General features: G+C 62.7%; 22 protein-coding genes, 1 tRNA gene and 1 pseudogene. 5 read left to right on the forward strand and 19 right to left on the reverse strand.

The window, feature by feature from the left end; all coding sequences use genetic code 11:
- Positions 1-63: 63 nt before the first annotated feature.
- The 4 genes from rlmH to ACMDCM_RS11985 all read right to left on the reverse strand — a co-directional run bounded on the left by rlmH (position 64) and on the right by ACMDCM_RS11985 (position 3,185).
- Entirely contained in the window at positions 64-546 is a 483-nt protein-coding gene (gene rlmH / locus ACMDCM_RS11970) for a 23S rRNA (pseudouridine(1915)-N(3))-methyltransferase RlmH (protein ID WP_412773766.1), read from the reverse strand.
- 34 nt (positions 547-580) lie between these two features.
- The gene (rsfS, locus tag ACMDCM_RS11975; RefSeq protein ID WP_412773767.1) at positions 581-967 is read right to left on the reverse strand and encodes a ribosome silencing factor; all 387 of its coding nucleotides are present in this window, start codon (positions 965-967) and stop codon (positions 581-583) included.
- A gap of 197 nt (positions 968-1,164) precedes the next feature.
- Positions 1,165-1,845 carry a nicotinate-nucleotide adenylyltransferase gene (locus ACMDCM_RS11980; RefSeq protein ID WP_412773768.1) on the reverse strand — a complete coding sequence of 227 codons (681 nt, stop codon included), beginning with the start codon at positions 1,843-1,845 and terminating at the stop codon, positions 1,165-1,167.
- A 47-nt stretch (positions 1,846-1,892) separates the two neighbouring features.
- Positions 1,893-3,185, reverse strand: a complete 1,293-nt coding sequence (locus tag ACMDCM_RS11985; RefSeq protein WP_412773769.1) for a glutamate-5-semialdehyde dehydrogenase — start codon at positions 3,183-3,185, stop codon at positions 1,893-1,895.
- A gap of 399 nt (positions 3,186-3,584) precedes the next feature.
- Here ACMDCM_RS11985 and ACMDCM_RS11990 point away from each other — a divergent pair, with 399 nt between their 5' ends.
- The 3 genes from ACMDCM_RS11990 (at position 3,585) to ACMDCM_RS12000 (ending at position 6,480) form a co-directional block, all read left to right on the forward strand.
- Complete coding sequence (locus ACMDCM_RS11990) at positions 3,585-4,715, forward strand: acyl-CoA dehydrogenase family protein (RefSeq protein WP_412773770.1); 1,131 nt, start codon at positions 3,585-3,587, stop codon at positions 4,713-4,715.
- Between the two features lie 223 nt (positions 4,716-4,938).
- Positions 4,939-5,373: a hypothetical protein gene (locus ACMDCM_RS11995; RefSeq protein WP_412773771.1), complete on the forward strand. Its 435-nt coding sequence runs from the start codon at positions 4,939-4,941 to the stop codon at positions 5,371-5,373.
- A gap of 156 nt (positions 5,374-5,529) precedes the next feature.
- Complete coding sequence (locus ACMDCM_RS12000; protein ID WP_412772957.1) at positions 5,530-6,480, forward strand: IS481 family transposase; 951 nt, start codon at positions 5,530-5,532, stop codon at positions 6,478-6,480.
- Positions 6,481-6,579: 99 nt separating this feature from the next.
- Here ACMDCM_RS12000 and proB read toward each other — a convergent pair whose 3' ends face one another.
- The 6 genes from proB to rplU all read right to left on the reverse strand — a co-directional run bounded on the left by proB (position 6,580) and on the right by rplU (position 12,890).
- Positions 6,580-7,719 (reverse strand): glutamate 5-kinase, encoded by a 1,140-nt coding sequence (gene proB, locus ACMDCM_RS12005; RefSeq protein ID WP_412773772.1) that lies wholly within the window; start codon positions 7,717-7,719, stop codon positions 6,580-6,582.
- Positions 7,720-7,997: 278 nt separating this feature from the next.
- Positions 7,998-9,077, reverse strand: coding sequence for a GTPase ObgE (gene obgE, locus ACMDCM_RS12010; RefSeq protein WP_412774738.1), 1,080 nt, complete (start codon positions 9,075-9,077; stop codon positions 7,998-8,000).
- 109 nt (positions 9,078-9,186) lie between these two features.
- Positions 9,187-10,887, reverse strand: a complete 1,701-nt coding sequence (locus tag ACMDCM_RS12015) for a sulfatase-like hydrolase/transferase (protein WP_412773773.1) — start codon at positions 10,885-10,887, stop codon at positions 9,187-9,189.
- A 272-nt stretch (positions 10,888-11,159) separates the two neighbouring features.
- Positions 11,160-11,762, reverse strand: coding sequence for a GNAT family N-acetyltransferase (locus ACMDCM_RS12020; RefSeq protein ID WP_412773774.1), 603 nt, complete (start codon positions 11,760-11,762; stop codon positions 11,160-11,162).
- Between the two features lie 139 nt (positions 11,763-11,901).
- A complete protein-coding gene (gene rpmA, locus ACMDCM_RS12025; protein ID WP_412773775.1) occupies positions 11,902-12,174 on the reverse strand; it encodes a 50S ribosomal protein L27 in 273 nt (90 codons plus the stop codon).
- Positions 12,175-12,362: 188 nt separating this feature from the next.
- Positions 12,363-12,890, reverse strand: coding sequence for a 50S ribosomal protein L21 (gene rplU / locus ACMDCM_RS12030; RefSeq protein WP_412773776.1), 528 nt, complete (start codon positions 12,888-12,890; stop codon positions 12,363-12,365).
- Positions 12,891-13,255: 365 nt separating this feature from the next.
- Between rplU and ACMDCM_RS12035 the strand changes: the two genes are divergently transcribed.
- Both ACMDCM_RS12035 and ACMDCM_RS12040 read left to right on the forward strand, forming a co-directional pair.
- The gene (locus tag ACMDCM_RS12035; protein WP_412773777.1) at positions 13,256-14,377 is read left to right on the forward strand and encodes an ROK family protein; all 1,122 of its coding nucleotides are present in this window, start codon (positions 13,256-13,258) and stop codon (positions 14,375-14,377) included.
- Between the two features lie 427 nt (positions 14,378-14,804).
- Positions 14,805-14,894, forward strand: a tRNA-Ser gene (locus tag ACMDCM_RS12040).
- Here ACMDCM_RS12040 and ACMDCM_RS12045 read toward each other — a convergent pair.
- From ACMDCM_RS12045 to ACMDCM_RS12085, 9 genes and pseudogenes are all read right to left on the reverse strand, one after another.
- Positions 14,862-15,401, reverse strand: a complete 540-nt coding sequence (locus tag ACMDCM_RS12045; RefSeq protein WP_412773778.1) for a hypothetical protein — start codon at positions 15,399-15,401, stop codon at positions 14,862-14,864. The genes ACMDCM_RS12040 and ACMDCM_RS12045 overlap by 33 nt on opposite strands.
- Positions 15,402-15,863: 462 nt before the next feature.
- Positions 15,864-17,120 (reverse strand): hypothetical protein, encoded by a 1,257-nt coding sequence (locus ACMDCM_RS12050; protein WP_412773779.1) that lies wholly within the window; start codon positions 17,118-17,120, stop codon positions 15,864-15,866.
- Between the two features lie 206 nt (positions 17,121-17,326).
- On the reverse strand, positions 17,327-18,541 hold the full coding sequence (locus tag ACMDCM_RS12055) for a DUF1501 domain-containing protein (RefSeq protein ID WP_412773780.1): 1,215 nt from the start codon (positions 18,539-18,541) through the stop codon (positions 17,327-17,329).
- Between the two features lie 13 nt (positions 18,542-18,554).
- The gene (locus tag ACMDCM_RS12060; protein ID WP_412773781.1) at positions 18,555-20,099 is read right to left on the reverse strand and encodes a DUF1800 domain-containing protein; all 1,545 of its coding nucleotides are present in this window, start codon (positions 20,097-20,099) and stop codon (positions 18,555-18,557) included.
- A 285-nt stretch (positions 20,100-20,384) separates the two neighbouring features.
- Positions 20,385-20,516, reverse strand: a pseudogene (locus tag ACMDCM_RS12065) (IS66 family transposase); the annotation flags it as partial.
- 535 nt (positions 20,517-21,051) lie between these two features.
- The gene (locus ACMDCM_RS12070) at positions 21,052-21,261 is read right to left on the reverse strand and encodes a DUF1353 domain-containing protein (RefSeq protein WP_412773782.1); all 210 of its coding nucleotides are present in this window, start codon (positions 21,259-21,261) and stop codon (positions 21,052-21,054) included.
- Between the two features lie 106 nt (positions 21,262-21,367).
- Positions 21,368-22,288 carry a dienelactone hydrolase family protein gene (locus ACMDCM_RS12075; protein ID WP_412773783.1) on the reverse strand — a complete coding sequence of 307 codons (921 nt, stop codon included), beginning with the start codon at positions 22,286-22,288 and terminating at the stop codon, positions 21,368-21,370.
- A gap of 181 nt (positions 22,289-22,469) precedes the next feature.
- A complete protein-coding gene (locus ACMDCM_RS12080) occupies positions 22,470-23,918 on the reverse strand; it encodes an amino acid permease (RefSeq protein ID WP_412773784.1) in 1,449 nt (482 codons plus the stop codon).
- A gap of 206 nt (positions 23,919-24,124) precedes the next feature.
- Complete coding sequence (locus ACMDCM_RS12085; RefSeq protein WP_412773785.1) at positions 24,125-25,858, reverse strand: ABC transporter ATP-binding protein/permease; 1,734 nt, start codon at positions 25,856-25,858, stop codon at positions 24,125-24,127.
- Between the last annotated feature and the right edge of the window lie 658 nt (positions 25,859-26,516).

A 26,516-nucleotide genomic window follows, 5' to 3' on the forward strand; every position in this document is an offset into this window, starting at 1 on the left:
GATCGGCGCCTGTTTGTTCGCACCATGTTGACCCGATCGCGTCAACGCATCCGGCAAGACGCGCTACCCGCGGTGATAAGGATGGCCGGCCAGGATGGTCGCGGCCCGGTAGATCTGTTCCAGCAGCATCACGCGAACAATCTGGTGCGGCCAGGTGGCCGCGCCGAATGCGATACTCAATCCAGCTTTGCGCCGCAATTCAGGCGAAAGTCCGTCCGCGCCGCCCACGACAAAAACTGTGCTCACAACCGCCTCATCCCGCCAGCGGCCGAGATGATCCGCAAAAGCGGCGCTGTCGATGTTTTTGCCTCTTTCATCCAGCGCCACCAGGGCCGCCCCCTCCGGGACCAAAGCGAGCATCGCCGCCGCCTCTGCGCGAATGCGTTGTTCGGCATCGCGGGCGCGGCTTTCCGGGATTTCATGGACGTCGAGTCCGCGGAATCCCAGCCTGCGGCCGATATCGTTGAAGCGTCCGCGATAGCGATCGGCGAGTTCCCGTTCCGGGCCCTGCTTGAGATGGCCAATGGCAATGACGGCGAGTCGCATCCGCGCAAGCTATCGCGTTTTCGAGCAAAGCGGCTCAGACCGTCTTCGCCGTCGCCGTGTTTTGCATCCACAATCTTTCGAGATTGTAGAATTCGCGAACCTCCGGCCTGAACACGTGCACGATCACATCGCCGGAATCGATGAGCACCCAGTCGCAATTGGGCAAGCCCTCGATATGGATCTTCCTGATTCCGGTTTCCTTGAGGCTCTTGGCGACGTTCTCGGCAACCGCGCCCACATGCCGGTTGGACCGGCCGGTGGTAACGACCATGTAATCGGAGAATGCCGATTTGCCGCGAAGGTCGATAGTGACGGTATCTTCCGCCTTCATATCCTCGAGGCGGGAAAGGATCAGCTCGAGCGTCTCTTCAATGCCGGGTCGCGTTTCCGAAACCACGGCGTCTGCGGCTGTCTTGCGCACTCTCGGCCTAACGGTCTTCGCTGTCGCGCGCTTCGGCGTCGAAGACGTGGGCGGGGAGGACGGGGCAGACCTGGACAATACAGGTGCTGTCAGGGACCATTTCCTTTCGCTGTATCGCAACGCCGAATCCCGGCGTCTGGCGGCTATACTAGGCATGTAGGCCTGACGGTTTCAATATTCCAGTAACCCCGGCGGATTCATCTCCGGCCCTCGTCCTTCCATGTTCCATCCCGGTTCCGCAGGCCGGTCGACGACAACCTCGACTTCATCCCGGTGAGGAAGACCCAGGCGGGCGGGCGATGGGTGGCCAGCTTCTCGGCCCTGGCTTCAGGAAGACGCCACCGCGCAAGTGCCTGCGCGGCAGGCGCTGCGAGAGCGCGGAAACCCTGCGGCGGCCGATCGATCACCGCGATCGGCACCTCGGCGGCAATCCGCCGCCAGTTTTCCCAGCGATGGAATTGCGCCAGATTGTCCGCGCCCATGATCCAGACAAAGCGCGCCCGGGCGCACCTGCGTCGCAGATAGGTAATTGTGTCGACGGTATAGCGGGTTCCGATGACAGCTTCGAGACAGCTCACATCGATCCGCGGATCCCTGGCCATCGCCCTCGCCGCGGCGGCGCGTTCGCCGAAATCGTGGAGCGCGCGCGCGTCCTTGAGCGGATTGGCGGGCGAAACCAGCCACCAGACCCGGTCGAGCTGGAGGCGCTTCAGGGCATACAGACTGATGGCGCGGTGCGCGGCATGGGGCGGATTGAACGAGCCTCCAAGAAGACCGATGCGCATGCCGTCGGCGTGAAGCGGGATGGCGCTGGACCAGACGACTGAACGCGGCTCCAAATCAATCTCCGCGCGACCGGGTGCATGACCCGCCAGCATGCGTGCAATCCGGCGAAAAGACCATGCGCGCTAAAACGAAGTGGCGCTCACGGCCGGGTCTGTCCGGTGCCATGAACGCGATACTTGAAACTCGTCAACTGCTCGGCACCGACCGGCCCGCGCGCATGGAATCTGCCGGTCGCGATGCCGATCTCGGCGCCGAAGCCGAATTCGCCGCCGTCGGCAAACTGCGTCGAGGCGTTGTGCAGCACGATCGCCGAATCCACCTCGTCGAGGAACCGCGCGGCAATTTTTGGATCGTCGGTCACGATCGCATCGGTATGCTGCGAGCCGTGACGCTGGATATGGTCGATGGCCTCACCGACACCATCGACCACGCGCGCGGAAATGATCGCGGCCTCATATTCGGTGTCCCAGTCGTCATCGGTTGCGGGCTTGACCCGCGCGTCGACGCCCTGCACGGCGGCGTCGCCGCGCACCTCGCAGCCCGCATCGATCAGCATCCCGACCAGCGGCTTGAGCGCCTTCGGCGCGGCGGCGCGATCGACCAGCAGCGTCTCGGCCGCGCCGCAAACGCCCGGACGGCGCATCTTGGCGTTGAGCACGATCGACTTCGCCATGGCGAGATCGGCGGCGGCATCGACATAGACATGATTGACGCCTTCCAGATGCGCGAACACCGGCACGCGCGCCTCGGACTCGACGCGCGCGACAAGGCTCTTGCCGCCGCGCGGCACGATCACGTCGATGCCGCCGTTCAACCCGCCGAGCAGCAGCCCGACCGCGGCGCGGTCGCGCGTCGGCACCAGCGTGATCGCCGCTTCCGGCAAACCCGCCTCGCGCAAGCCCTGCACCAGACAGTCATGGATCGCGCGGCATGAGCGGAAACTGTCCGAGCCGCCGCGCAGGATCACGGCGTTGCCGGATTTCAGGCACAGCACGCCGGCGTCGGCGCAGACATTGGGACGGCTTTCAAAAATCACCGCGACCACGCCGAGCGGAACGCGCACGCGCTCGATCGTCATTCCGTTGGGACGCTGCCAGCGTTCGGTAACCTTGCCAACGGGATCCTCGATCCCGCTCACCACCTTCACGCCGTCGGCCATGGCCTCGATGCGCGCTTGCGTGAGCGTCAGACGATCGACGAACGCGGACGCGGCGCCGCCGGCGCGCGCATCCGTGACATCCTCGGCATTGGCCTTGAGAATCGCGGCCGCGTTGGCGCGGATCGCGCGCTCCATCGCATCGAGCGCCCGATTCTTCTGCGCCGCCGACGCAAGGCCCAGCACGCGCGCGGCGGCGCGCGCCTGCGTTGCAAGGTCGTTCATCAGGGCCGGCAGATCGGCTGCGGCGCCGACCGCCTTCAGGGAGGCAGTCATGTCGGGCTGGCAATCCTGTTAGTAGAAATCCTGTCCGATCCAGTCACCTCAGACGGAAGTCCGGCGGTGTTTCTCAAAACAACGTCCTAGCACAGTTGTAACCGATCGGCTATCGACCGGCCAGCTCCGCCCGGCCTGTCGGCCTTGCGCCGGCGGGGGCGAACTTGCCGAGCGCGAACCACGACAGAAAGGCGGCTGTCCCGGCGCGCTCGGTCGAGGCGGAACCGATCGTCGCGAATGGCGCGGTCGATCGCTATTGTAGCCAAGCCGTATCTCCCTCGGCAGGCGCAGGCTGACTGCCGCGAACAGGCCCGGCTCCGATCAACTTCACATATTGAAGTTGAGATTCAGCGACGCCGGCGCACGATTCCCCGAACCATCCAGCAACAGGAGCCGGTCATGGCGGCCTATCTCGACCTTCAGGCGCTCGTGCAGATCATCGGACCGCGTTTTGCCGAAGGCGCCGCGGAGCGCGATGCGGGCGACGTCTTCGTTGCGGACCACTACGATGTGCTGGCGCAGCACAAGGTATTCTCCGCGCTGGTGCCGAGGGAGTTGGGCGGCGGCGGCGTTGCCTACAGCGCCATGTGCCGTTTCCTGCGCGAACTTGCGCATTACTGCCCTTCGACGGCGCTCGCGCTGTCGATGCACCAGCATCTCGTCGCAGCGGCGGTCTACAATCATCGCCAGGGCCGGCCGGGGCAGAAACTTCTGGAACGGGTCGCGGCGTCCGAACTGGTGCTGATCTCGACCGGCGCCAGCGACTGGATGGAATCGAATGGTCTGGCGCAGCGCGCCGACGGCGGCTTCCGGGTCAACGCGCGAAAGCCTTTCGGCAGCGGCTCGCCCAAAGGCGGTCTGCTGATGACCTCGGTGCCGTTCGACGATCCGGTCGAAGGCTGGCAGGTGCTGCATTTCGCGGTGCCGTTCGATGCGCCGGGCGTGTCGCTTGGCGACGACTGGCAAACGCTCGGCATGCGCGCGACGGGTTCGCAGACCATTGTTCTGGAAAACGTGTTCGTGCCGAATGACGCGATCGCGCTGCGGCGGCCGCGCGGCCGTTTTCATCCGGCGTGGAACGTGATTCTCACGGTCGCGATGCCCCTGATCATGTCGGTCTACGCCGGCGTCGCCGAAGCCGCGGCGGCGATCGCCACCAGGCTTGCAAAAAAGCGCTTGAGCGATCCGACCGTGCCCTATCTTCTTGGCGAACTCGCCAACGAGCTGACGAAAGTGCAGCTCGCCATCGACGATATGGTCCGCCTGACCAACGACTTCGACGTCACGATGGGTCTGGAGGTGACCAGCCCCATGCTGGTGCGCAAGACGCTCGTCGCAGAGAGCGTGCTGACAACCGTCGAGAAGGCGCTGGAAGTGGCGGGCGGCGCCGGCTTCTATCGCAAGACCGGACTTGAACGCCTGCTGCGCGATGCGCACGGCGCGCAGTTTCACCCGCTCCCGGCGAAACGGCAGCAGCGGTTCACGGGCCGCATCGCACTCGGTCTCGATCCGATCGCGGATCTAGCGTGAGCCGCGGCAGAAGGCCGAATTGGATTTGAGGCATCACGCAATCTCGCATTCGTCCAATTCTCCGTGAGAGATGAACTCGCGGCGCTCGGCGCGGTTCTATCCTTGCACGGCTGGTTGGCTCAATGCGGGTCGGCACCAGCCCCCCTTTCTGCCGCGGTGTGGCGTCTCGCCACTTCAAGCCGCCCAGCCCGCATTGCGCGCTATTTCAAGAAAGGTAACTGCCATGAGCAGAGAACATGTCGCTCACAATCATCCGGCGAACGAGACATACACTCAGCTTCACTCCACCGTCCCCAAGATCGCCGCCGGCTTCGTTGCCTGGTTCGTGCTGATGGCGTGGCTCTTTTTTGACAGGCAGAGCCTCGTCGCACTTCCGTTGGCCTTCATCACCGTGCTGTTTCTGGTGGCCGGCCTGTGTTTCAGCGCATCGTTTCTGGTGTGGTTCAGACATCGGCCGGGCTATGACAGCCATCCGAGCGAGGTCCCGTTCCGGGATTGGATAACGGGCAAATTCGCGGTTTGGGGCAGCCAGCAGAGCGCCGGACAGGCGGCCACCGAGATACTGCTGCCGATGGCGGCTGCCGCCTTTGGAATAACCGTGATGGGACTTATCTACACGATCTCCGGCTCCATGATTGGCTCCGGCATGGTTAGCTGAACCGTCTTCCACTTAGTCGGAAAATACTCCAGGACTCGTCATGGCCCGGCGTGATGCCGGGCTTGACGATTCAATCAGACCTGATCCGCTCCCATCTAGGTGTTTAGTCCCACAGTGTGATGGCGTATCATTATCGTCGTCAGAGAGGGACGCGCTATGGGCCAAGTTCTTCACGGGAGCGCCACGACCACGCACGCCGTTCGAACGGAGCTACAGCGATCGCAGGCTTCAGCCGCGGAACTCGCGCGGCGCTTCGGGATCAACGAGAAGACCGTGAGGAAATGGCGGCTCCGTCAGACGGTCGAGGACGAGCCGATGGGTCCGAAACAGCAGCGAAGCTCCGTCCTCTCGGGCATTGAGGAGGCCGCGATCGTCGCTTTGCGCGTGCAGTCCCGTCTGCCCCTGGACGACGTCTTCGTCGCACTGAAGGACGTCATCCCGCACCTGACGCGCTCGTCATTGCATCGCTGCCTTCAACGTCATGGAATTTCTCGGCTGCCGAAGATCGATCGTGAAAAACCGAAGCGGTTCAAGGCTTACGAGATCGGCTACTTCCACATCGACATCGCCGAGCTGCGATATGAAGGCGGCAAGGCCTATCTGTTCGTGGCCGTGGACCGGACCTCCAAGCTGGTCTTCGCCAGAATCTATCGGAAGGCAACCAAGCTCGTGGCGGCGGGTTTCCTCAAGGCGCTGGTGAGAGTTATTCCCTACAAGGTCCACACGGTGCTGACGGATAACGGCGTTCAGTTCGTCCAGCACGACAAGAGAGCCGAGGGCGGCTTCGTCGCTCACGTCTTCGGAAGGGCCTGTGCCGAGAACAGTATCGAGCACAGGCTCACCAGGCCCTATCATCCTTGGACCAACGGCCAGGCTGAACGAATGGTCCGAACCATCAAAGACGCCACCGTTCGCGCCTTCCACTACGCCTCGATCGACGACCTGCGACGCCACGTCCGGGACTGGTTGCTGGCCTACAACTACGCCAAGCGGCTCAAGGCACTCCGCTTCAAAACCCCGCTCGAAGCCATCAAACAAATCAGCGCCGAAAAGCCACAGTTGTTCACCCGTCAGCCAAGCCATGACATGCTGGGACTAAACACCTAGAGCGTATTCAAGCGAAGTGGCTATCGGTTCGCGTCAAGAAAACGCGTCAAATCAAAATCATAGAGCCCCGCTTCTGATTCCATCAGAAGCGGAAAGGCTCTAGCCAGCGTCGCTGCGCGGGCCGCCGACCACGAGATCGTCGCGGTGGATCATTTCGGCCCGGCCGCTGATGCCGAGGATTTGCGCCGCATCGGAAGACGAGCGTCCCTTGATCTTCTCGGCGTCGTCGGCATCGTAGGCAACGAGACCGCGGCCAATCTCGTGCGTATTCGGGCCGCGCACGATGACCGCATCGCCGCGCGCGAAGCGCCCGTCGACCCGGATCACGCCGGCCGGAAGCAGGCTCTTGCCGGCACGCAACGCCGCGACCGCGCCGGCATCGATGGTCAGCGTGCCCTTCGGCTCCAGCGAGCCGGCGATCCAGCGTTTGCGCGCCGTGACCGGATTCGCCGGCGTCAGAAACCAGGTGCAGCGCCCGCCGTCGATGACAGCCTGCAGCGGATGATCGATCTTGCCCGAGGCGATCAGCATGTGGGTGCCCGAGGTGGTCGCGATCTTCGCCGCCTCGATCTTGGTCCGCATGCCGCCGCGCGACAATTCGGAGGCGGCGCTTCCCGCCATCGCCTCGATATCGGCGGTGACGCGCTTCACGACCGGAATCAGTTTCGCATCCGGATCGAGATGGGGCGGCGCATCGTAAAGCCCGTCGATGTCCGACAGCAGGATCAGCAGGTCGGCGCTCGCCATGGTGGCGACGCGCGCGGCGAGACGGTCGTTGTCGCCGTAGCGGATTTCGGTGGTGGCGACCGTGTCGTTCTCGTTGATGACGGGGACCGCGCGCCATTCGAGCAGCTTCGCGATGGTCGAGCGCGCATTGAGATAGCGGCGGCGTTCTTCCGTGTCCTGCAAGGTCACCAGAACCTGCCCGGCGCCGATGCCGTGATCGGCAAGCACCTTCGACCATATCCGCGCCAGCGCGATCTGCCCGACCGCGGCGGCAGCCTGGCTTTCTTCCAGCTTCAACGCGCCGCGCGGCAGCTTGAGCCGGCTGCGGCCCAGCGCGATCGAGCCGGACGAGACGATCAGCACGTCGCGTCCCTCGCCATGAAGTCCGGCGATATCAGCGGCCAGCGCCGACAGCCACGCCGTACGGACCTCGCCGGCCTCGGAATCGATCAAAAGCGACGAGCCGACCTTGACGACGATGCGGCGAAATCTTTTGAGATGCAGGCTGGTCATGGCGGTCGGCGATCAATCGAGCGAAGGCGCGGCTTTCATCACATGAAAGCGACGCCTTGGAAAGCGGAATGCCGGTCCGGACTCGTTTCCTTCGAAGCTGCCGGCTCGCGACTTTGCTGAAATGGCGGACAACACCAGGCCGCGGCATCGTCCAAAGCGTTTTCGAGCGGAGCATGTCCTCAGGCTTGACCCGAGGATGGAAACCAGTTCGCGTGAAGAAAACGCGTCGAATCAAAATCATAGAGCTCATCTTCTGATTCCATCAGAAGCGGAAGGCTCTATGGCGACCACGGCTTGGCCTGCGCCACCGGCGTCGTTGCGCCAGCCGGCGCGGCCGAAACCTCAGTGCCCTTCGCCTTGTCGGACACCGGCGCTTCGCCGATCACGGCGACAAGCGCCCGCAACGCCTCGCCGACGCCCTCGCCGGTGATGCCCGACAGCAGCAGCGGCGTTTTCTTCGCGGCGCGCTTGAGGCGGTCGCGCTGCTTCTTCAGGTCCTCGGCCGAAACCGCGTCGATCTTGTTGAGCGCGACGATCTCGGCCTTTTCCGCGAGCGTGCCGGCGTAGGCTTCCAGTTCGCCGCGCACGGTCTTGTAGGCGCGGCCCGCATGCTCGCAGGTGGCGTCGACCAGATGCAGCAGCACGCGACAGCGTTCGACATGCCCCAGAAACCGGTCGCCGAGACCCGCGCCTTCATGCGCGCCCTCGATCAGCCCCGGAATGTCCGCCAGCACAAATTCGCGGTCATCGACATTCACGACGCCGAGCTGCGGGTGCAGCGTGGTGAACGGATAGTCCGCGATCTTCGGCTTCGCCGCGCTGACCTTGGACAGGAACGTCGACTTGCCGGCATTGGGCAGGCCGACAAGGCCGGCATCGGCGATCAGCTTCAGCCGCAACCAGATCCAGCGCTCCTCGCCGGGCTGGCCGGGATTGGCATTACGCGGCGCGCGATTGGTGGACGACTTGAAGTGCGCGTTGCCGAACCCGCCATTGCCGCCTTCGGCCAGCACGAAGCGTTCGCCGACGCTGGTAAAGTCATGGATCAGGGTTTCGCGGTCCTCGTCGATGATCTGGGTACCGAGCGGCACCTTGAGCACGATGTCCTTGCCGTTGGCGCCGTGGCGGTCCGAGCCCATGCCGTTGGCGCCTTTCGGCGCCTTGAAGTGCTGCTGATAGCGATAGTCGATCAGCGTGTTGAGGCCTTCGGCGACCTCGACGATGACGTCGCCGCCGCGCCCGCCATTGCCGCCGGAAGGTCCGCCGAACTCGATGAACTTCTCGCGGCGGAACGCCACGCAGCCGTTGCCGCCGTCGCCGGAGCGGATATAGACCTTGGCTTCATCGAGAAATTTCATGGTGGATAGGTAGGGTACGCGCGGTCGCGAGGCAACCGTCAAGCTCCAGGGGTGCGATTTCGACATTCGTATCCCGTTTCACTGGCGATCCAGCGAAACGCGGCCGTTTTCAGGACTTCGAGAGACTGACTTGCGGCCTAATGCCGATAGTCCGCGCGCCTGCCACATCAATCGCACCGCGTTCGACCAGCGTGCGGTGGAAACGGCGCTTGCGCTCCGACGAGCACGCGAAGTAGGTCTCGCCGCATTGATCGAGCAGGCTCGCGCGCGTGGCGAAAACCTCATCCAGCGGCAGACCCGCCTGCAGCAAGGCAACGGTTCCGAGAAAAGCGATATCGAGCGCGCGGCCCCGCCCGGCGACAAGTCCGTCGGCGGCGCCGTTCAGTGCCTCGACGGCATAGAAGGTGCGGAACTGACGGCGCGGGTCGGGGGCCAGTCTGCATTTCGCCTCGATCCTTCGCGTCATGACGGGCTGATGATCGCCATAGTGAACGACCAGCATCGGCCGATCGGAAAAACGCGCAGCGAGGATGGCCTTAAGCCTGCTCCAGGTCGCGGCGGTCTCCGCAAGCCGCGCGTAGTATTCCGCGTAATTCGGATCGGGGGTGCTGGCATATGCAAACGCCCGCTCGCTCTCAAAATGTCCGGGTGCGACCAGCCGCCGGCTGTGCGGGCCATGATTGAAGTTGGTCAGCACGAAGAGAAACCGTGGCGCACCATCATCCGCAATTCGCTTCATATGCGCTGCGATAGTGGCCTCCAGAAACATCTCGTCTGAATGCGTCGCCTCGAATTGACTGGCTTCGAACGGCGCGGGGAAATCATCGGTGAACGTGCGATCGTTGATTCCGATGGCCCGATAGAACGCATCGTAATTGAGAAAATCGCGGCGGCAGCTCGACGCCAGCGCCGTCCTGTAACCCAGCGATGCGAGCCAAAGTGGCAGGCTGTGGTGGAATCGGCCGACGCCGCGCTTGAACAGATAATACGCGTTGGAGCCGAAGCTCGCGCTGGACAGGCCCGTCAGCAGGCTGAATTCGGACTGCCACGATCCGCCGCCGAATATATCGACGTTGAGACTTCCATAGCAGCCATGCGCCGGGGACAGAAAGGCCGCGACACCAGGCTCCACCGGCAGCCCGTAAGTCCGCGGATCGAAAATCGATTCATGCTGGATGACGATGATGTCGGGATAGATCAGGGTGCGCGCGGGAACCGGCGGCATCAGCGGTAACCGCTCGCTGGCGATATCGCAGAGCGCCAAACCGCCGGACTGCCGCCAGGACCTCGGATCGAGCAAGGAGGCGATGAGGGCCGAAAGGAAACAGCGGCGCTGGGCTGCGATGGGCTGGAAAACAACCGCACCGCCGCCCACCCGGTAGGCCGCGACCAGACCGGCCAGCGCCGCGATGAAAATAGCGATCTGCCATTCGAACGAAACCGGCGAGCCCTGCACATAGAGCAGCGTAGCGATACCCGCGCCGGCCAGCGCGATCCCCCCGGCGACAACCTCCGCCACCGCCAGCGGATACTGCACCACAAAGAACGGCACTGTGCCCGCGAACGCCAGCGGCAAATCCGTCACGATCAATTTCAGCCCGCTGTGCTTGTATTTGACGACCGATGCGCCCGATACGGCGGCGGCCAGCATCGACGCCAGCAGGATGGCTCGTCCAATATCGTCAACGGCGAACAGCAGGAGCGCGGCGCTAAAACACAGTCCTGCGACGGCCAGCCCGAGATGCGCAACGCTACGCTCCGCCAACGAGACGACGGCAATTGCGAACGCGAGGATCAGGACCAGGGTCATTTGACTTCGACGCAGCGAAACAGACCGCAACGTTATATCATCGGACCCGACGGGGACAGCCGTCAACTTCCGGATGATTGCAACCGGCGCGCCAGCGGAACTTTGGATGTCCTCGTTCCGGACAGGTTGCGCGCTCCTCCTCTCATAGGGAGAGGGTCAGGATGAGGGGTTGACCTTGATGCCGTACCCCTCACCCGGCTGTTTCCGCTGCTTTTTTAGCGGCCAACCTCTCTCCGGCGGTGGGAAAGGTGAAACTCCCTGGCGCCGCGCGGTTACCGCTCGCGGCGCGCGGCGTTGCTCCAGTTCTTCAGCGACGACCACACGCCGCGCGTGAGGCGAAAGCGATCGACCGGTGTCGACGATCCCAGCGCCCTGGAGCGATGCAGTTCGACCCCGGTCCACTGGAAGCCGCACTTCTCCAGCACGTTACGCGACGCCGGATTGACCACGCGCGCCCCGGAGCGCAACTGGTCGACCGCGAACGCCTCGAAGGTGTAGTCGATCACGGCGCGCGCGGCCTCGGTGGCGAACCCCCGGCCCCAGTAGTCGACGCCGACCCAGTAGCCAAGCTCGGGCGCGTCCGGCTCGCTCCAGTCGACGCCGGCCACCCCGACCGGAACGTGATTGTGCTCGATCAGAAACACGGTCTCGCTGCTGTCGCCCGCGACGGCTTCGACGAAGCGAACCGCGTCCTGCTGCGTATAGGGATGCGGCAGGCGGCGCGTCATCTCGGCGATCCGGCGATCGTTGGCGAGACCTGCGATGACCCTGGCGTCGGCGAGCATCGGCTTGCGCAGGCTCAGCCGCTCGGTCTCGAGGTCGAACGGCCGCGCCTGGCGCAGCGCGAGGGTCGAGGTCGGAATGTCCTGCAGCATGGTCGGCTCCGTGATGCGAACGCAGGTCCATATGCAAACGCAAAACTAAGAAAGGGAGGCCGGTTTCCCGCCTCCCCCTTGGAGCCGTTCATGCTCCGCCGGTTCAACAGGGACCGGCGGACGCAATGTCATCCACCGTCTACTCGGCCGCGGCTTCCGTCATCGGGAGAACCGATACGAACGTGCGGCCGCCGGCTTTGGTACGGAACGCGACGCGACCTTCAACCTTGGCGAACAGGGTGTGGTCGGTGCCCATGCCGACATTAAGGCCGGGATGCCAAGTGGTGCCGCGCTGGCGGGCGATGATGTTACCGGGAATCACGCGCTCGCCGCCGAACGCCTTGATGCCAAGGCGCTTGCCATGCGAATCGCGTCCATTCCGCGAAGAACCGCCTGCCTTTTTGTGAGCCATCGCCCGTCTCCAGTCTCGTCCGTATCTCTAGATCATTTCCGTGACAGAATCATTCACTTTTTCTCACGGAGATTTTTAATCGCTCTTAGAGCCTTTCCGCTTCTGATGGAATCAGAAGCGGGGCTCTATGATTTTGATTTGACGCGTTTTCTTTACGCGAACCGGTATCCACTTCGCTTGAAAACGCTCTAGTCGTCGTTTTTCGCCTTCTTGGCCGCGGTTTTTTTGGCCGCCGGCGTCTTGGCGGCCGCCTTCTTCGCCGGAGCCTTCTTCACAGGCGTCTTGGCCGACGTCTTCGAATCGGCCTTCTTCTTCGCGGCCTTGGGCGCCTCGTCGTCGCCCTCGCCTCCGGCCGGCTCGACGACCTTTTCCTTCTTGGGGCGCGGCCCGATTGTCGGGGCCTTGCCGTCAGCCAGGATCTCGGTGATCCGCAGCACGGTGATCTCGTCGCGATAACCGCGCTTGCGTTTCGAATGCTTGCGGCGGCGCTTCTTGAACGCGATCACCTTCGGACCGCGCTTGTGCTGCAGCACTTCCGCCGCAACCGAGGCTCCCGTCACCGTGGGCGCGCCGAGCACCGGCGTGTCGCCGCCGAGCACCAGAACCTCGCCAAGCTGCACGATCGTTCCGACCTCGCCGGCGATCTTGCCAATCTCGAGCACATCATCCGGAACGACGCGATATTGGCGGCCGCCGGTTTTGATGACTGCGAACATCGTTCTATTCCTTCGTGTTCGATCCCGGCCTCGGACAGGTCCGGGCCGGCTTTTTGTCAGTCGTTAGGTCAAGAGCATTTTCGAACGACAAACCGGATGCCGCTTTGCCCAGAAATGCCCGATGGGTTTTTCACGCGACCGGGGATATGCCCTTGCGGTCACAAAAAAACAAGCGGCGCCAAGGATACCCCTGCGCCGGCTGCGCGACTTATAGCTCGCAAAGGCCGGGAGTCAAGGCAAGCGGCGCGAAAACGGCCAATTATCAGCGATTCGGCTCGCCCTCCCCGTTTCCAAATCGATGGCCATGAAACAAAAAGGTTCCCTGACCGTTGGTCCCCGCCAAATCGACAGCGAGCGGGGCAACGATGGCTGAAGACACTTTGACGACGGCGGGTATCGGCAAGCACGGCGTTCTGCGGCTGCCATCGGTGGATGTCGACAGCTACAACATCGAATTAAAGGACGACGACGGCTTTCTCGGGGATCGCGCCTGCAAGGGCGCCTTCCGAAAGATCCTTGACGGCCTGCGCAAACCGCTGAAGAAAAACGGCGACGACCCGCTTGGCAAGACCCCGTCCCAGGCAATCGCCAAGGGCTCGCTCGACGAGGCTCTGATCGGCGACGATATCGACGCCGCCGCCCTGGTGCATGGCGCCATCGAGGAGTTCGCGCAGGAACTCGCCTATGTGACGGGACGCTTCCTCAAGACCAAGGCTTGGGCCGATACTGAGCGCATCGTGGTCGGCGGCGGCTTCCGCAAGAGCCGGGTCGGCGAGATCGCGATCGCCCGCGCCGACCTGTTGCTGAAAAGCGAGGGCCACAAGGTCCATTTGATCCCGATTCGCTTCGATCCCGACGAGGCCGGGCTGATCGGCTGCCTGCATCTGGCGCCGTCGTGGATCTTCGAGGCGTTCGACAGCATCCTGGCGGTCGACATCGGCGGCACCAACATCCGCTGCGGCGTGGTCGAGACCCGCTGGAAAAAGGCCGCCGACCTCTCCAAGGCCGGGGTGTGGAAGTCCGAATTGTGGCGCCACGCCGACGACGAGCCGACCCGCGAGGGTGCGGTGAAGAAGCTCGTGAAAATGCTGAAGGACCTCATTTCGCAGGCGGACAAGGAGGGACTGAAGCTCGCGCCGTTCATCGGCATTTCATGCCCGGGCGTGATCGACGAGGACGGCTCGATCGAGAAAGGCGCGCAGAATCTTCCCGGCAACTGGGAGAGCAGCCGATTCAACCTGCCGGCGTCGCTGATCGAGGCCATCCCCGAGATCGGCGGCCACGATACCACCGTGCTGATGCACAATGACGGCCTGGCGCAGGGCCTGAGCGAAATGCCCTACATGCAGGACGTCACCCGCTGGGGCGTTTTGACCATCGGCACCGGCCTTGGCAACGCGCGTTTCACCAATCGCAAGAAGGACAACAAGAAAGAAAAGAAGTCCGACGACGGCAAGGACAAGAAGGACAAGAAAGCGAAGGAGTGACAAACCGCCCGCGCGGGGCCTTTCGCTGCCTAGACATGCCGCAGCGCTCGGATATGCCGCGCGCCGATCGCGCTCTCCCGACAAAGTAACCTTGATTGGTGAGGTTAAAATCATGATCGCGTTGCCGGTTTCGCAAAGACCGCTACGGTCGCACGGTCGCGCAGGTGGTCCGCGAAGCCGCACTTCCGGCCACGATTTTAATGACGCGGCACGGGACCGCCGATTATTATCGCGTCCGGCGGTCCCACCTTTCCAGTACGCCGGATAGGCTCCTCCCTGGCAACCGCTCCCCCGACCCTCCCGATCATGTTTGGGTTTTGCATTTGAACGGGCGGCGATGTATCAAGGCGCGCGTTTTCCGAGCGAACCGGTTTCCACTTCGCCCGAAAACGCGCTAAAGGCGGTCCACCGTCGGCGTGGCACCTTAGGAGAGGTGGCAGAGTGGTCGAATGCACCGCACTCGAAATGCGGCATAGGTGCAAGCCTATCGGGGGTTCGAATCCCTCCCTCTCCGCCACTTCGGAACAAAACCGGGAACGCCGATTCCCGTCGACTTCCCTCCTTTGAGGGCCACCAGCGTCCTCAACAACGTGCCTTTGCTGCCTTTGATGTAAATCGCGTCGTCGGCCACCTCGACGCGCTGCGCGAAGGCCCGGACGTGATCCCGCCGATAGCCGCCCTCTCCGTGCCGGAGTTGGGTGCGGGCTTCCGTGGCGAGCTCACGCACGGCCGCGCCTGTCAGTGCATTGTGCGTCGAGGTTTTGAGCATCGCTTCGATCCGGGCCGCGTCGGCTCGCGCCTGCTCCCGAATCGCCGTGAGGCCGGCAATCAGCTCGGAAAGAGCGGATTCGGCCGGGTCGAGCGATCCCGCCTCGATAGTGTCATAAAGACGATTGAGGCGGTGGTCGGCCTCGGTGGCGCGCTGGCGCAATTCCCCGATATGCTGGCTGCGCCGCTCGACGCCTTCCAGCCGGCGGTCCAGAAGCGAAGCGAGCACGTCTTCGATCCGCTCAGGGTCAAGCAATCGTTCCTCAAGGTGTGTCACCACCGTGCCTCAAGGTGTGTCACCACCGTGCGGTCGAGCTTGGTGGCTGCCGCTCACACGCGTCTTAAAAATGAACTTCATCTTCAAGCGAAAGGCCGATCAACATTGCGACCTTCTGCGGAAGCAGGCGTTCCGATAAGACATTGCGTCTCGAAGTGCATATTAACGCCACTGACTTCGCTTGCCGAAAGTGCGCGCCGGGATCGCACAGGGCGATCTCGCCGCGCGAGCAATTCCAGGAGACAGAGCTTTGGGCGAGACGGCTCACCTCGTCGAGGACTCCAATGCCATGGCCGAGAGGCTTGAGGATATGGCGGGGAGCGAACGGCTTAGAACGCGGCCGTCGCACATGAACTCCGCACCCCTCTGACCATCCTACGCGGACGACTTCGAGGAATTGCCGATGGCGTCTTTCAAGTTGACGCAACGCTTAACCCATCATCAATGATCCTCCCGCTGCCTTCCCGGTTCATGCGGCGCAGAACCGCGCCGCGGCGCCGGCCCCGCCGCCGGGTGCGGCTCTGGACGCGGCGCAGGTCGTGCAGCCGGCGCTTTGGGACCAGCGGCCCGCGGGGCTTCCATATGCGGAGCTTCACCGCGCGGCGGCTCGGCATGGGGAGCCATGGGCGGATGCTCGGCAGCCGGGCCACGCCGCATTTCCTCGCGTGCGGGTCCTGCCGCATGGGGCTCAGGTCGCGCGGCCGGCGGCCTCTCCGTGCGCGGAGCTTCGCCACGCGGCGGCTCGGCATGCGGAGCCATGGGCCGATGCTCAACAGCCGGGCCATGCCGCGTTTCCTCGCGTGCTGGCGCTGCCGTCCGGGGTTCGTTCTGAACGGGTGCGCCGCCGTGCTCCTGCACATGCTGGCCTTCTGGCCCTTTCTGTCGGGGCAAGCCCGGTGCGGCACTATGCTCGGGCACGTGCGTGGTGGGCGCCCTCCCGGACCGCTCCGGCGCTGTGCCGCCCGGCGGATGCTGCTCCGGTCCCGCGCCAGGTCGCGGGGGTTCGGCGCCGGGCTTCAATTTTTGCGGCGTATTGACGGGTGTCGTTGGGCCACCTTCCTTCGCGCGCACGACGCCAGGCCCGCTGAATGCAGCGGGACGCGAGGTCGCGGCAATAGCCGGCTTGCCGTGATTTTTGGATTCGAAGAGAGCGCCGTTCATGCTTGCGGTGCGCGCGTGTTCGATTTGAGTCGGCGTCGGCGGAACATGCTGCACGCGCGCCGCAGCCTCCTCGGCTGGCGTCGGCCGCGCCTCGATGCCGCCCTTGCCGCCATTAAAGCTGATGCGCGTGTTGTTATTGTTGATGACGACGTTCTTCTCGTAGACGTTCGTCACTTGCACGCTGCCGAAGTTGTTGACGGTGCGGTTGTAGAAAAAGTGCCCGTTTTCCCAGCGGCCGCCCTCATAGCCGTGGCCGGTATAGCCAAAGCCATAAACGATGCCGCCATAGAAGCCGACGTGATCGGCCCAGTAACCGCGATGGAAGGCGTAGACCCCGTCAACGAACCCCCAATAGCCGGGCGTCCACAGCAGATCGGGGCGCGGCGGCTCAACCCAGGTGCCCGGCACCCAATAATAGTCGTAGTTGTTCCAGGCCCAGTAGCCGGGCGTCCAGATGTAGCCCGGCGCCGGCATCGGCGGTTGATCGTATTCAGGCAGTGACGGAGGAGGCTCCTCGGCTCGGATGACGGCGCCCACGGCACCGCCCGCGCCTGATGGCGGACACGCGCAGGTCTGCGCAAGGCCCGGCGCTTGCCACGCAAGGAAAGATACGCTTCCAAGCATGACAGCCAGGGAGGTCCGCGTCAGGAAAGCGCGCCGGATGTCTTTCTTTATCATATGTAAGGTCCTTTCATCGTTGATGGGAATGGAACGGGCTTGCTCCTGCGCGGCTTGCGGCGGTCTCACACCAGCGTCATGTCCTTGGGCTGGACGTCTGCGAACACCTTTTGCAATGCGACCTGATCGAGCCCGTACATGCGCCTGAGGAGGCCGCCGAACAGGGCGCGATAGTCGGTCAGGACCGGATAGTCGCGATTCTGGAACAGCGTTGCCTGCGCGACCTTGACCTGCTCGCCGACGATGCGGCCACCCCGGACACCGCCGCCGAGCACCCAGTAGACGCTGCCGTGTCCGTGGTCGGTGCCCTTGTCGCCGTTCTCGCGAAACGTGCGTCCGAACTCGGAGATCACGACAACGACGGTGTCGCGCCAGACCTCGGGACCGGTCTCGTCGGCAAAGCCTGCAAGGCCGCGGCCGAGTTCGGTGAGCCGGTCGGCGAGATAGCCGGAACTGCCGCCCTGATTGACGTGGGTGTCCCAGCCGCCGACATCGACGAAACCGAGATTGTAGCCGCCACGCATCAGCCGCGCGATGCGCCGGGCCGACAGTTCGAAGCCTTTCGGCGAGACGGCATGGCGGTTCGCTGCGACGCTCTCACGCGAGATCGATTGATACACGTCGTCGCGCACATGAAAGCCTTCCGCGACCGAGGCGAACAGCGGATCGTCCTCATAGAGCTTGGCGATCAGGGCTGCCTGGCGATCGTTGATCGCAGGCTTGCCGACCGTGTTCAGCCCGATGTTGGGAATGGGCGTCTCGCCGCCGTGGAAGATCAGCGGCAACTGGTCGGTGAAGGCGATCGGCCGCGTTTGCGTCAACACGCCGGCGAGACGCGCCATGAAGCCGGACTGATAGTTGCGCGAGCCATTGACCGGCTGCCCCAGTTCGATCGTGTCCTGGGTCTCGAAATGGCTGCGGGTGAGATCGTCGGTGCCCGCGAACGGCACGAAGGCGATCTGCTTCTTCTGCCAGAGCGGCAGGATCGAGGCGCGCAACGCGGGATGCAGGCCCCAGTCGCCGTCGAGCGCGATGGCCTCGGCCGCCCCCTTGGCGGGATTGGAGCCCGGCCGCGGCACGGCGAGCGTCGGGCGCGACTGGTAATAGAAGTTGCTGCCGATCGGAATGACCACATTGGCCGCGTCATAGGCGCCGCGGAGGAAGACCACGAGCAGCCGCGCCTGGGTCTGTGGCGCGGCCCAGACGCGGCCCGCGACCGTTGCGGGGGCGAGAGCGGCGAGCGCTTTGAGGAGCGTACGGCGGCTGAATGCAGATTGCATGACGGGACTCCGTTCAGCGCATGAAATCGGGTGAGGCGAGAAAGAGCGCGTTCCACTCCTGGGGCGATACGGCCTGATCGAGCACCGCAACGGTATTCGGCCTGAGCTCACGCCGGAGCGCGGCGAAATAAAGCGCGTTCTGAAGCTGCGGGAACGCGGGACGATCGATCTGTCGGGGGCCTTCGGACTTGAACAGCCCCGCCGATCCGCCGCCGATCTGGCGTGCGATCTCGAAGCGAACGGCCAACTGCCCCGGGCCGTTCCATGAACTCTCAGACAGCGAATAGCCGTCCGGCGTTTCGTGATTGTAGAAACCTTCCGCCATGCGCTTCAGCCACCCCTGGATCGGCGCGGTGTTGAGGATCACCTTGCCGCCATAGGCGAGCCGGACCGCGGAAAGCACATAGCGAACCGGATCCTTGAACTTGCCGTGCGCCGCGGCCGAGGCGAATTCCGGCGCGGTCACCATCGTGCGCAGGACGCTCGCGATATCGCCATTCGTGCGCAGGAACGACCGGGTCATGCGGTCGATCAGCGCTTGCGGCGGATTGTCCGACACGAGATAGACGGCGATCTGGCGGGAGATGTGGCGCGCAGTTGCCGGCTGCGTTGCGAGAATGTCGAGCGCCTCTTCGACCTCGGCATAGCCGCGACCGGCAATGTGATGGCCGAGGAAGATCTTGTCGCCGTAGTCGTGGCGTGCGGGATTGAATTCGAACAGGCCCTGCCGGATGAGCTGGCCAGCGAGCTCGGGCTTCAGGCGCGGGTTCTGCGGCGACGCATCGATGCCGACGCCGGTCAGGATGCGGGCCAGCTCCTCCACATCTTTCTGGGTGTAGCCGGAGCCAACGCCCATGGTGTGAAGCTCCATGATCTCGCGCGCATAGTTCTCGTTGATGTGGCCCACGGCGTTCCGCGCATTGTCGAGATAGCGGAGCATGGCCGGGTGATGCAGCGTCGCGCCGAGAAGATCGCGGAAACGGCCGAGCGCATGCGGGCGGATCGCGCTGTCGACATAGTCGCCGACCATGGCTCTGATGTCCGCCTTGGACTGATGGACGTTGAAATGGTTGAACCAGAACCACGTCATGCGCTCGCGCAACCGCGTCGGCGCATACAGATCGCGCAGGATGTCGCGTGTCGCGGCCTGCCGCGCGAAGTCGTTCAGCGTCTGCTGGAACGCCTGCTGCGCCGCGCGCTTGAGATCGGGATCGGTGATGGCGTGGAGCGCCTTGCCCTTCTCTGCGACGTCCGCGACAAGCGTCGCCATCGGCTTCTGCGAGATGGAGAGCGCATCGATCTCGGCCTGTGCCGCCAGCGGCAAACCATCGATACCGGCCGGATGCAACTGTCCGTCGAGCCAGCGCGTGAGGCCATCGCGACGAAGCTTCTCAAGGTCGGCCTCCGTCGGGCCGAACGTCAGGCAGTCCAGAACCCGGATCGGGTCCGGTGCTGCGCTGGCTGATGCCGGCGCCTGATCGAACCGCTCCCCCGCGCTCGCTCTGACGATCGAGCACGCAACAATGAGAATTGTCGCTGTCCGGATGCAAATCCCCACATCTCACCTTTCGATCGAGAAGGGCTGCGCTTCGTCCCCAAACTATGCTTCGTTTCTGAACCAACGCTGAAAACAGGCTTCTCACACAATCTTGATTGACGGCGGCTATAGCGGCACGAATAGAAAGATCGGCAGATCTGCACGCCTCATACGATTTGAAATGTGAAAGATTTTCGGACTTCTCGGGGCGAGTAAGTTTTCACGCGACGAACAACCCCCAGCATCAACCGACGGACCTCGCGCGGAATTTCCTGTGTCGACAGGCGAGGACCCGTCAGCAACGATCCGATCTCCTCCGCGATTTGCAGCCAAGCCTTTCGTCCGAAGGCGAATGCCTCTCAGGTCCCTTTCGGCAGCACCGTTGGAAAGGCAAGCGCGCCCGTCCTCGAGAAACAGGGTGAAGCTCGCCCATCGTTTACAACGGCAGCAAGACCTTCGTCAGCAACGGATTGAACGCCGATATCGTCATCATGGTCTGCAAGGCCAATCTGAACGCTGGCGCGAGAGCATGAGCCTGATCGTGGTCGAGGCGAACTAGGCCGGCTCCCGGCGCGGGCGGAAGCTGAAGAAGATCGGGCAGCACGCACATCGCTCACCGTCGTTGACATCGGTGAACGGTTGTTTTGTTATTTAAGGGATGGGAGCTTCGCGTCGGATAGACCATCAACAGCGCGGGCCCGTTCTGCCAGTCGATCAATCTGATTTAAATCAATGCCATTGTGCCTCATTCGGTCGACAATGTATCTGACGCCTACCGACAAACCAACTCTCGTGCGAATGCCACCTCCCTGTACCGCTTCAGCATCTCCGGGTCTATTCCAACGCTGGCAGAAGGAAGAGACTTATTGACCAAGCGATTGTTGACTGTCGCATGCGCATCCCAACGCGGCCCTTCGTAGTATACTGCAAGATACATCAACTTGGCTTTAAAACTCTTCGACACCAGAGGTTCTCATGGCTTCGTAGAATACGCGGTGGTCCCTTCCGATGCCATCGTTCGTCGTGTGCAAAACCAGTCATGAATCGCCGACGCATTGCGGCCGCCAAGAAGTGACCAGAAAAGTTGCGGAATGGAGGCCCCATCAACCGTGGCGCCTGCCGGAACTGACCAAAGTGTACATTTCTCGTCACCGAAGCTAGATCGACGTCTTCTTTGCGCCACTTCCGGACTCGCGTTCGCCGATCTCGCCAGTCGCAAAACGTCAGGAGCGAAGCTGCCTTGCTCAATGTCACGCCTGAACCACTATCGGAGCGGCTTTTTTTCTCGGTTATTTTTTTAGATCCGCGGCAAAGAATTTGGCTGCTTCGGCCTTCGATTCCTGATCCGCCTTGGCGTCATATCTAAGCGGCAGGTTGAACCTCTTGCCAAGCTCGGTGGCTTCAGGGTTTGTGAACGCGTGCACCGCGCCGGGATACCGGATGACCCGATAGTCGACCTTTGCTGCGTCGAAATCCTTCTTCAGCGCATCATACTGCTCACGCTTGACGAACGGGTCGTCTGCGCCGTTCAGGATGAGAATTTTCGCTTTGACGGCTCCCGGCCTGGGCGCGGGGGTATTGAGACCAAGTGATGCGTGAAAGCCCACGACAGCGGCGAGGTCCGCGCCGGCGCGTGCCATGTTCAGCACGACCGCGCCACCGAAGCAATAACCGACGGCGCCGATCCGCTTGGGATCGACCGACGGTTGCTTGATGAGTTCGTCCCGAGCTGCGTTAAAGCGCGATTCCATCACTGCCGGGTTTTTCATCACCGACGACGAGAGCGCGCTGGCGTCCTTCGGATTGTTGGCGGTCTGGGCGTCTCCGTACATGTCAGAAATCAAGACCGTGTAGCCCTGCCTCGCGAAGTTTCGCGCCTCGTCATGGATGTGCTTGGTGATGCCCCACCATTCATGCACCATCACGATCCCGGGCCGCTTGGCTTGGGTTGCATCGTCATATACGACGAAGCCCTTCATAGTGGTCGCGCCGTCCATATAGGTGACCGGCTCCTCCCTGATCGCAGCGTTTGCGCTCCCTACCATCGCGAGGGCGCAAAGTGCTCCCACTATGTTCGTCATAGTCGCTTTCATGCTGAGCCCTGCGGGTTTTGCGCAGCTACACTGGCATCCCAGCGATCTTATGCCAGGCTGCGAAAGCGGTATAGGGGCTCTCGCACGCCGCGAGTAATACTTCAGGTGCTCGGACATTAAGAGGCCGGTATGTCGACATTGCGCTTAGCTCCTGTTCCGTTAGCGATGCAACTGGCTCATGCCGCCGATGTCCGCTTCGGGTCAAGACTCATGCCGCGAGCATGACTCACGGCGCAACAGTTGTGGTCTCTGGGCGTGCCGCCGCGCGTAAGCGCGGTAAGACAGTATCGAGCCCGGCTTAGGCGTGGCGCAGCCGAGAATGGCGCCTGCCATAGGCGAAATAGATCACGAGGCCAATAACAAGCCAGACCACCAGTCGAAGCCAGGTTATGAGCGGCAGACCGAGCATGAGCGAAAGGCAGAACAGAATGCCGAGGATCGGGACACAGGGCACATTCGGCACGCGAAACGGCCGCGCGACATCGCCATCGCTGCGCCGCAGATAAATCACCGCGACGCATACCAGCACGAAGGCGAAGAGCGTGCCGATGCTCACCATCTCGCCCAGGACTTCGATCGGTGTAAGCGCCGCGACGCAGGCCACGATCATGCCGATCAGCAACTGGCTGAGATATGGCGTCCTCAGCGTCGGGTGCACGCGCGAGAACACGGCTGGCATGAGACCGTCGCTCGACATGGTGAAGAAGATACGGCTCTGGCCATAGAGCAGCACCAGGGTTACGGTCGTGAGTCCCGTGAGCGCGCCGAGCTTGACGAGCACGGAGAACCAGGGAAGGCCGATGACGTCGACGCCCTTGGCGATCGGATCAGGCACGGCAAGCTCGGTATAAGGAACCAATCCCGTCAGCACGGCCGATACGGCAATGTATAGGATGGTACAGATGACAAGCGATCCCAAGATGCCGATCGGCATGTCGCGTTGCGGCCGCTTCGCTTCCTGCGCACAAGTCGAGACCGCGTCAAAGCCGATGAAGGCGAAGAACACCACCGAGGCGCCTCTGAGCACGCCGCACCACCCGAATTCGCCGAACGCGCCCGTGTTGTCTGGAACGAAGGGATGCCAGTTCGCGGGGTGAACATATCCGGCACCGAACAAGATGAACGCGACCACCACGGCGAGCTTGATCGCCACCATGACGTTGTTGATGCGAGCCGATTCCTTCGTCCCGAGGATCAGCATGACCGTCAGGATGCCAACGATCAAGGCCGCGGGAACGTTAATGATGCCCGAAACCGTGCTGCCATCGGGGAGCTTGATGATGGTGCCGGGCGCCGCCGCATATGCCGCCGGCACGTCGATTCCGAAATTGTGGAGCAGGCTCATGATATAACCCGACCACCCGACCGCGACGGTCGAGGCGCCCATGGCATATTCGAGCACCAAGTCCCAGCCGATGATCCAAGCCGCAAGCTCGCCGAGCGTCGCGTAGGTGTAGCTGTAGGTGCTGCCGGCTACAGGCAAAAGCGCCGCGAGCTCGGCATAGCACAGCCCGACGAAGGCGCAGGCTATGCCGCCGATGACGAAAGAGAGCATAATGGCCGGGCCTGCGTAGCGGGCCGCGGCCGTTCCCGTCAGGACGAAGATACCCGCGCCGATGATGGCTCCGACCCCCATCGCCGTAATGCTGAAAGGCCCCAGCGCCTTCGCGAGGCCGTGCTCTGCGGTTTCTTCGCTCGCTATGATCGCCGCAAGCGTTTTGCGGGTCATCAACCCCCGGTCGCTCATGTGTGCTCACTTCCTTTCGGCCGTCGGATTGGCTGACAAAGGTGGTCACATCGGGCACAGCTAATTCCGCAAGGTACACGCAGGTGTTGCAGGTCCGCAACGGGTCATGAACCGACATTTGCTTTCAGCAAATTACTTGGCGCGTATTGCTGTGCCCGTAACTCGGATCAAGCAAGGCAGATCAAGTAATCTCGTCAGGCATACGTTCATGACCCTGGGGATGCGGCCCTCGCGGAATCATCCTCTGCGGCATCGCGAAGGATGGAGCAGCTGCCAGCGGACCGCATCGCCAGATGTCGCTGATGCAGCCGGAGAATCGCCGAGCGATGTCCGATGGAAACGATGGTCGTGTTCGGCAGCCGGCGAGCCAGAACGGCGTAGAGCTTGGCCTCCAGCTCTTCATCCACGGCGGACGTCGATTCGTCGAGAAAAAGCCAGCTCGGCCGCATCAATAGCACGCGTGCAATGGCCACGCGCTGTTGCTCGCCGCTCGACAGTTGCTGTGACCAGACTTCCTCACGGTCGAGCCGATCGACCAGATTGGGAAGATAGACGTCGACCAGCGCGCTGCGGATCTCGTCGTCCGAGTAGTTGCCAGGCAGTGCAGGATAGCTCACGGCCGCGCGCAACGTTCCGATGGGAAGATAGGGTCTCGGCGGTACGATCATGGTGTCGGTGCCATCGAGACCGCTGATGCGACCTTCGCCGTAAGGCCAGATTCCGGCAATCGCGCGAAACAGCGTTGATTTCCCGGAGCCGGATGGACCGGAAACAGCCGCGTCTTCACCGCGCGACAAATTCAGGTGATCTATCTTGATGACGGGCTTTCCGTCAGGCAGCAGAAGCACGATATCGTCCATGGAAATCCCGGGCGTGCGCTCGACGTTCGCAATGTGAACCGGTCCGGCGTCGCTGAGTGCTTGTGCCTGCGTGATTGCAACGTCGAATGAAGTCAGACGGTCTACAACCGATTTGAACGCAGCCAGATATGTGTAATAGCTGATGAAGAAGGTCAACGCGCTCGCCACCTGGCCGAACGCCTGTGCGGTTTGCGTCATCACGCCGAGTTCGATCTTGCCGGCGAAATAGAATGGCGCGGTGAAGACGAACGGGATGATCGGTGAGAGCTGGCCAAATGTCGCGGTAAATGCGGTGACCCTCATGAGTCGAAAGATAACGTTCATGTAATTGGCGACGAGCGCGGAGAAGCGTTGCGCGACCGCATGTTGCTCCGCTGCCTCTCCACCTAAAAGTGCGACCTGCTCGGTATATTCGCGAAGTCGGGCGAGCGAAAACCGGAAGTCGGCCTCCATGTGCTGGCGCTTGAAGTAGAGGCCGATCAGGGGGCGGCCAATAACGTGGGTGACGAGTGTTCCGGAGGCCGCATAGATCAGAGCCACCCAGAACAGAAAGCCCGGAACCACAATGCTGGTGCCCGGTAACGTGAAGGACTGCGAGAGGTTCCACAGCACTACAGCAAAGGACACGAACGAGCTGACGGTGGATACCAGCAAAATGGAAAAATCGTAAATGCCGTAGGCCGTGACTGAGCCGTCGGCCCCTCCGTTGATGAAGCGAAAGATATCCTCAGCGATGCGTTGATCGGGATTGTCGGTCTGGCTGGCGACTAGGCTGATCCGATAATGATTGTGGTGCGCGAGCCAACGCGACAGGAAGTGGTCTGTTAGACAACGCCGCCAACGGATGACCAGCATCGATCGCATGAAGAATTCGATAACCGCCATCGCCACGTAGACGAAGGCCCATGGCGCGAAGACAAGCAAGAGCTGTTGCCAGAATATCGTCGCATTGCGGGCCTGTATGGCATCGAACCAGGCGCGGTTGAAGAAGTTCAATCGTATGAGGATGCCCACCTCGGCCTGATTCAGAAGCACTAGCGCAACGACAAGCGCGACGGCGACAAATCGCTCCGGCGCCATAAAGGCGCGAAACGGCCAAACCCGCGCCCGTGCGGTCTCCATGGCGTCGAAATAGCGGTCGGCGATTTCCATGATCTGTCGTACCGCCGTGAGCCGCGCCACGGCGTGAACGATGATCGAGAAGATCGCCAAGGTGATTGGCAAGGCGGCGGGCGGCAGATAGCTGGCGAATTGAGCCGGCCACAGGCCAGCGCGGCCGGCCGTCACGACCAGACCGGAAATCATCGCCTCGGTCGAAAAGATACAGATCAATATCTTGAGAAAGCTCGATGTCCTAGTCGAGCGGAAAGTTACAAGGGCGCTGATCAGGAGCACCGCGCCAAGAACCGCGCTGGAAGGATTAAGCTCGTATCCGGATTGAACCAGCGCAATGAGACCCATCAGCGCGAGACCGAGGCTCAGATGTTTCATTGGGGTTCTTCCGTTCCCGCATGCCAGCGTCGCCGCAAGCAGCCGGTCGTGCTGCGTGCAGGTGGGGGAAAGCTTTGCAGGTCGTAGACGGAGAACAAGCGGTCAAGCGAAGTGTTCCCGCACAAGCTGAACTCAGCGGACCAGACCGACAGATGAGCGTTACTTCCCCACTCGAGCCATGCGATACCTGATCGTGATCGCCCCCAACGCGAACAACTTCGATATGAACCTGTCCAGTCGTAACGGC

It is taken from the genome of Nitrobacter sp. (assembly GCF_047149785.1).
Taxonomy (GTDB): Bacteria; Pseudomonadota; Alphaproteobacteria; order Rhizobiales; family Xanthobacteraceae; genus Nitrobacter.

Excerpts from the sequence above, each read along its gene's own strand:
- rlmH (WP_412773766.1), bottom strand. The coding sequence starts at position 546 with ATGCGACTCGCCGTCATTGCCATTGGCCATCTCAAGCAGGGCCCGGAA.
- ACMDCM_RS11980 (WP_412773768.1), bottom strand. The coding sequence starts at position 1,845 with ATGCTGGCGGGTCATGCACCCGGTCGCGCGGAGATTGATTTGGAGCCG.
- ACMDCM_RS11985 (WP_412773769.1), bottom strand. The coding sequence starts at position 3,185 with ATGACTGCCTCCCTGAAGGCGGTCGGCGCCGCAGCCGATCTGCCGGCC.
- ACMDCM_RS11990 (WP_412773770.1), top strand. The coding sequence starts at position 3,585 with ATGGCGGCCTATCTCGACCTTCAGGCGCTCGTGCAGATCATCGGACCG.
- ACMDCM_RS11995 (WP_412773771.1), top strand. The coding sequence starts at position 4,939 with ATGAGCAGAGAACATGTCGCTCACAATCATCCGGCGAACGAGACATAC.
- ACMDCM_RS12000 (WP_412772957.1), top strand. The coding sequence starts at position 5,530 with ATGGGCCAAGTTCTTCACGGGAGCGCCACGACCACGCACGCCGTTCGA.
- proB (WP_412773772.1), bottom strand. The coding sequence starts at position 7,719 with ATGACCAGCCTGCATCTCAAAAGATTTCGCCGCATCGTCGTCAAGGTC.
- obgE (WP_412774738.1), bottom strand. The coding sequence starts at position 9,077 with ATGAAATTTCTCGATGAAGCCAAGGTCTATATCCGCTCCGGCGACGGC.
- ACMDCM_RS12015 (WP_412773773.1), bottom strand. The coding sequence starts at position 10,887 with ATGACCCTGGTCCTGATCCTCGCGTTCGCAATTGCCGTCGTCTCGTTG.
- ACMDCM_RS12020 (WP_412773774.1), bottom strand. The coding sequence starts at position 11,762 with ATGCTGCAGGACATTCCGACCTCGACCCTCGCGCTGCGCCAGGCGCGG.
- rpmA (WP_412773775.1), bottom strand. The coding sequence starts at position 12,174 with ATGGCTCACAAAAAGGCAGGCGGTTCTTCGCGGAATGGACGCGATTCG.
- rplU (WP_412773776.1), bottom strand. The coding sequence starts at position 12,890 with ATGTTCGCAGTCATCAAAACCGGCGGCCGCCAATATCGCGTCGTTCCG.
- ACMDCM_RS12035 (WP_412773777.1), top strand. The coding sequence starts at position 13,256 with ATGGCTGAAGACACTTTGACGACGGCGGGTATCGGCAAGCACGGCGTT.
- ACMDCM_RS12055 (WP_412773780.1), bottom strand. The coding sequence starts at position 18,541 with ATGCAATCTGCATTCAGCCGCCGTACGCTCCTCAAAGCGCTCGCCGCT.
- ACMDCM_RS12075 (WP_412773783.1), bottom strand. The coding sequence starts at position 22,288 with ATGTCCGAGCACCTGAAGTATTACTCGCGGCGTGCGAGAGCCCCTATA.
- ACMDCM_RS12080 (WP_412773784.1), bottom strand. The coding sequence starts at position 23,918 with ATGAGCGACCGGGGGTTGATGACCCGCAAAACGCTTGCGGCGATCATA.
- ACMDCM_RS12085 (WP_412773785.1), bottom strand. The coding sequence starts at position 25,858 with ATGGCGCCGGAGCGATTTGTCGCCGTCGCGCTTGTCGTTGCGCTAGTG.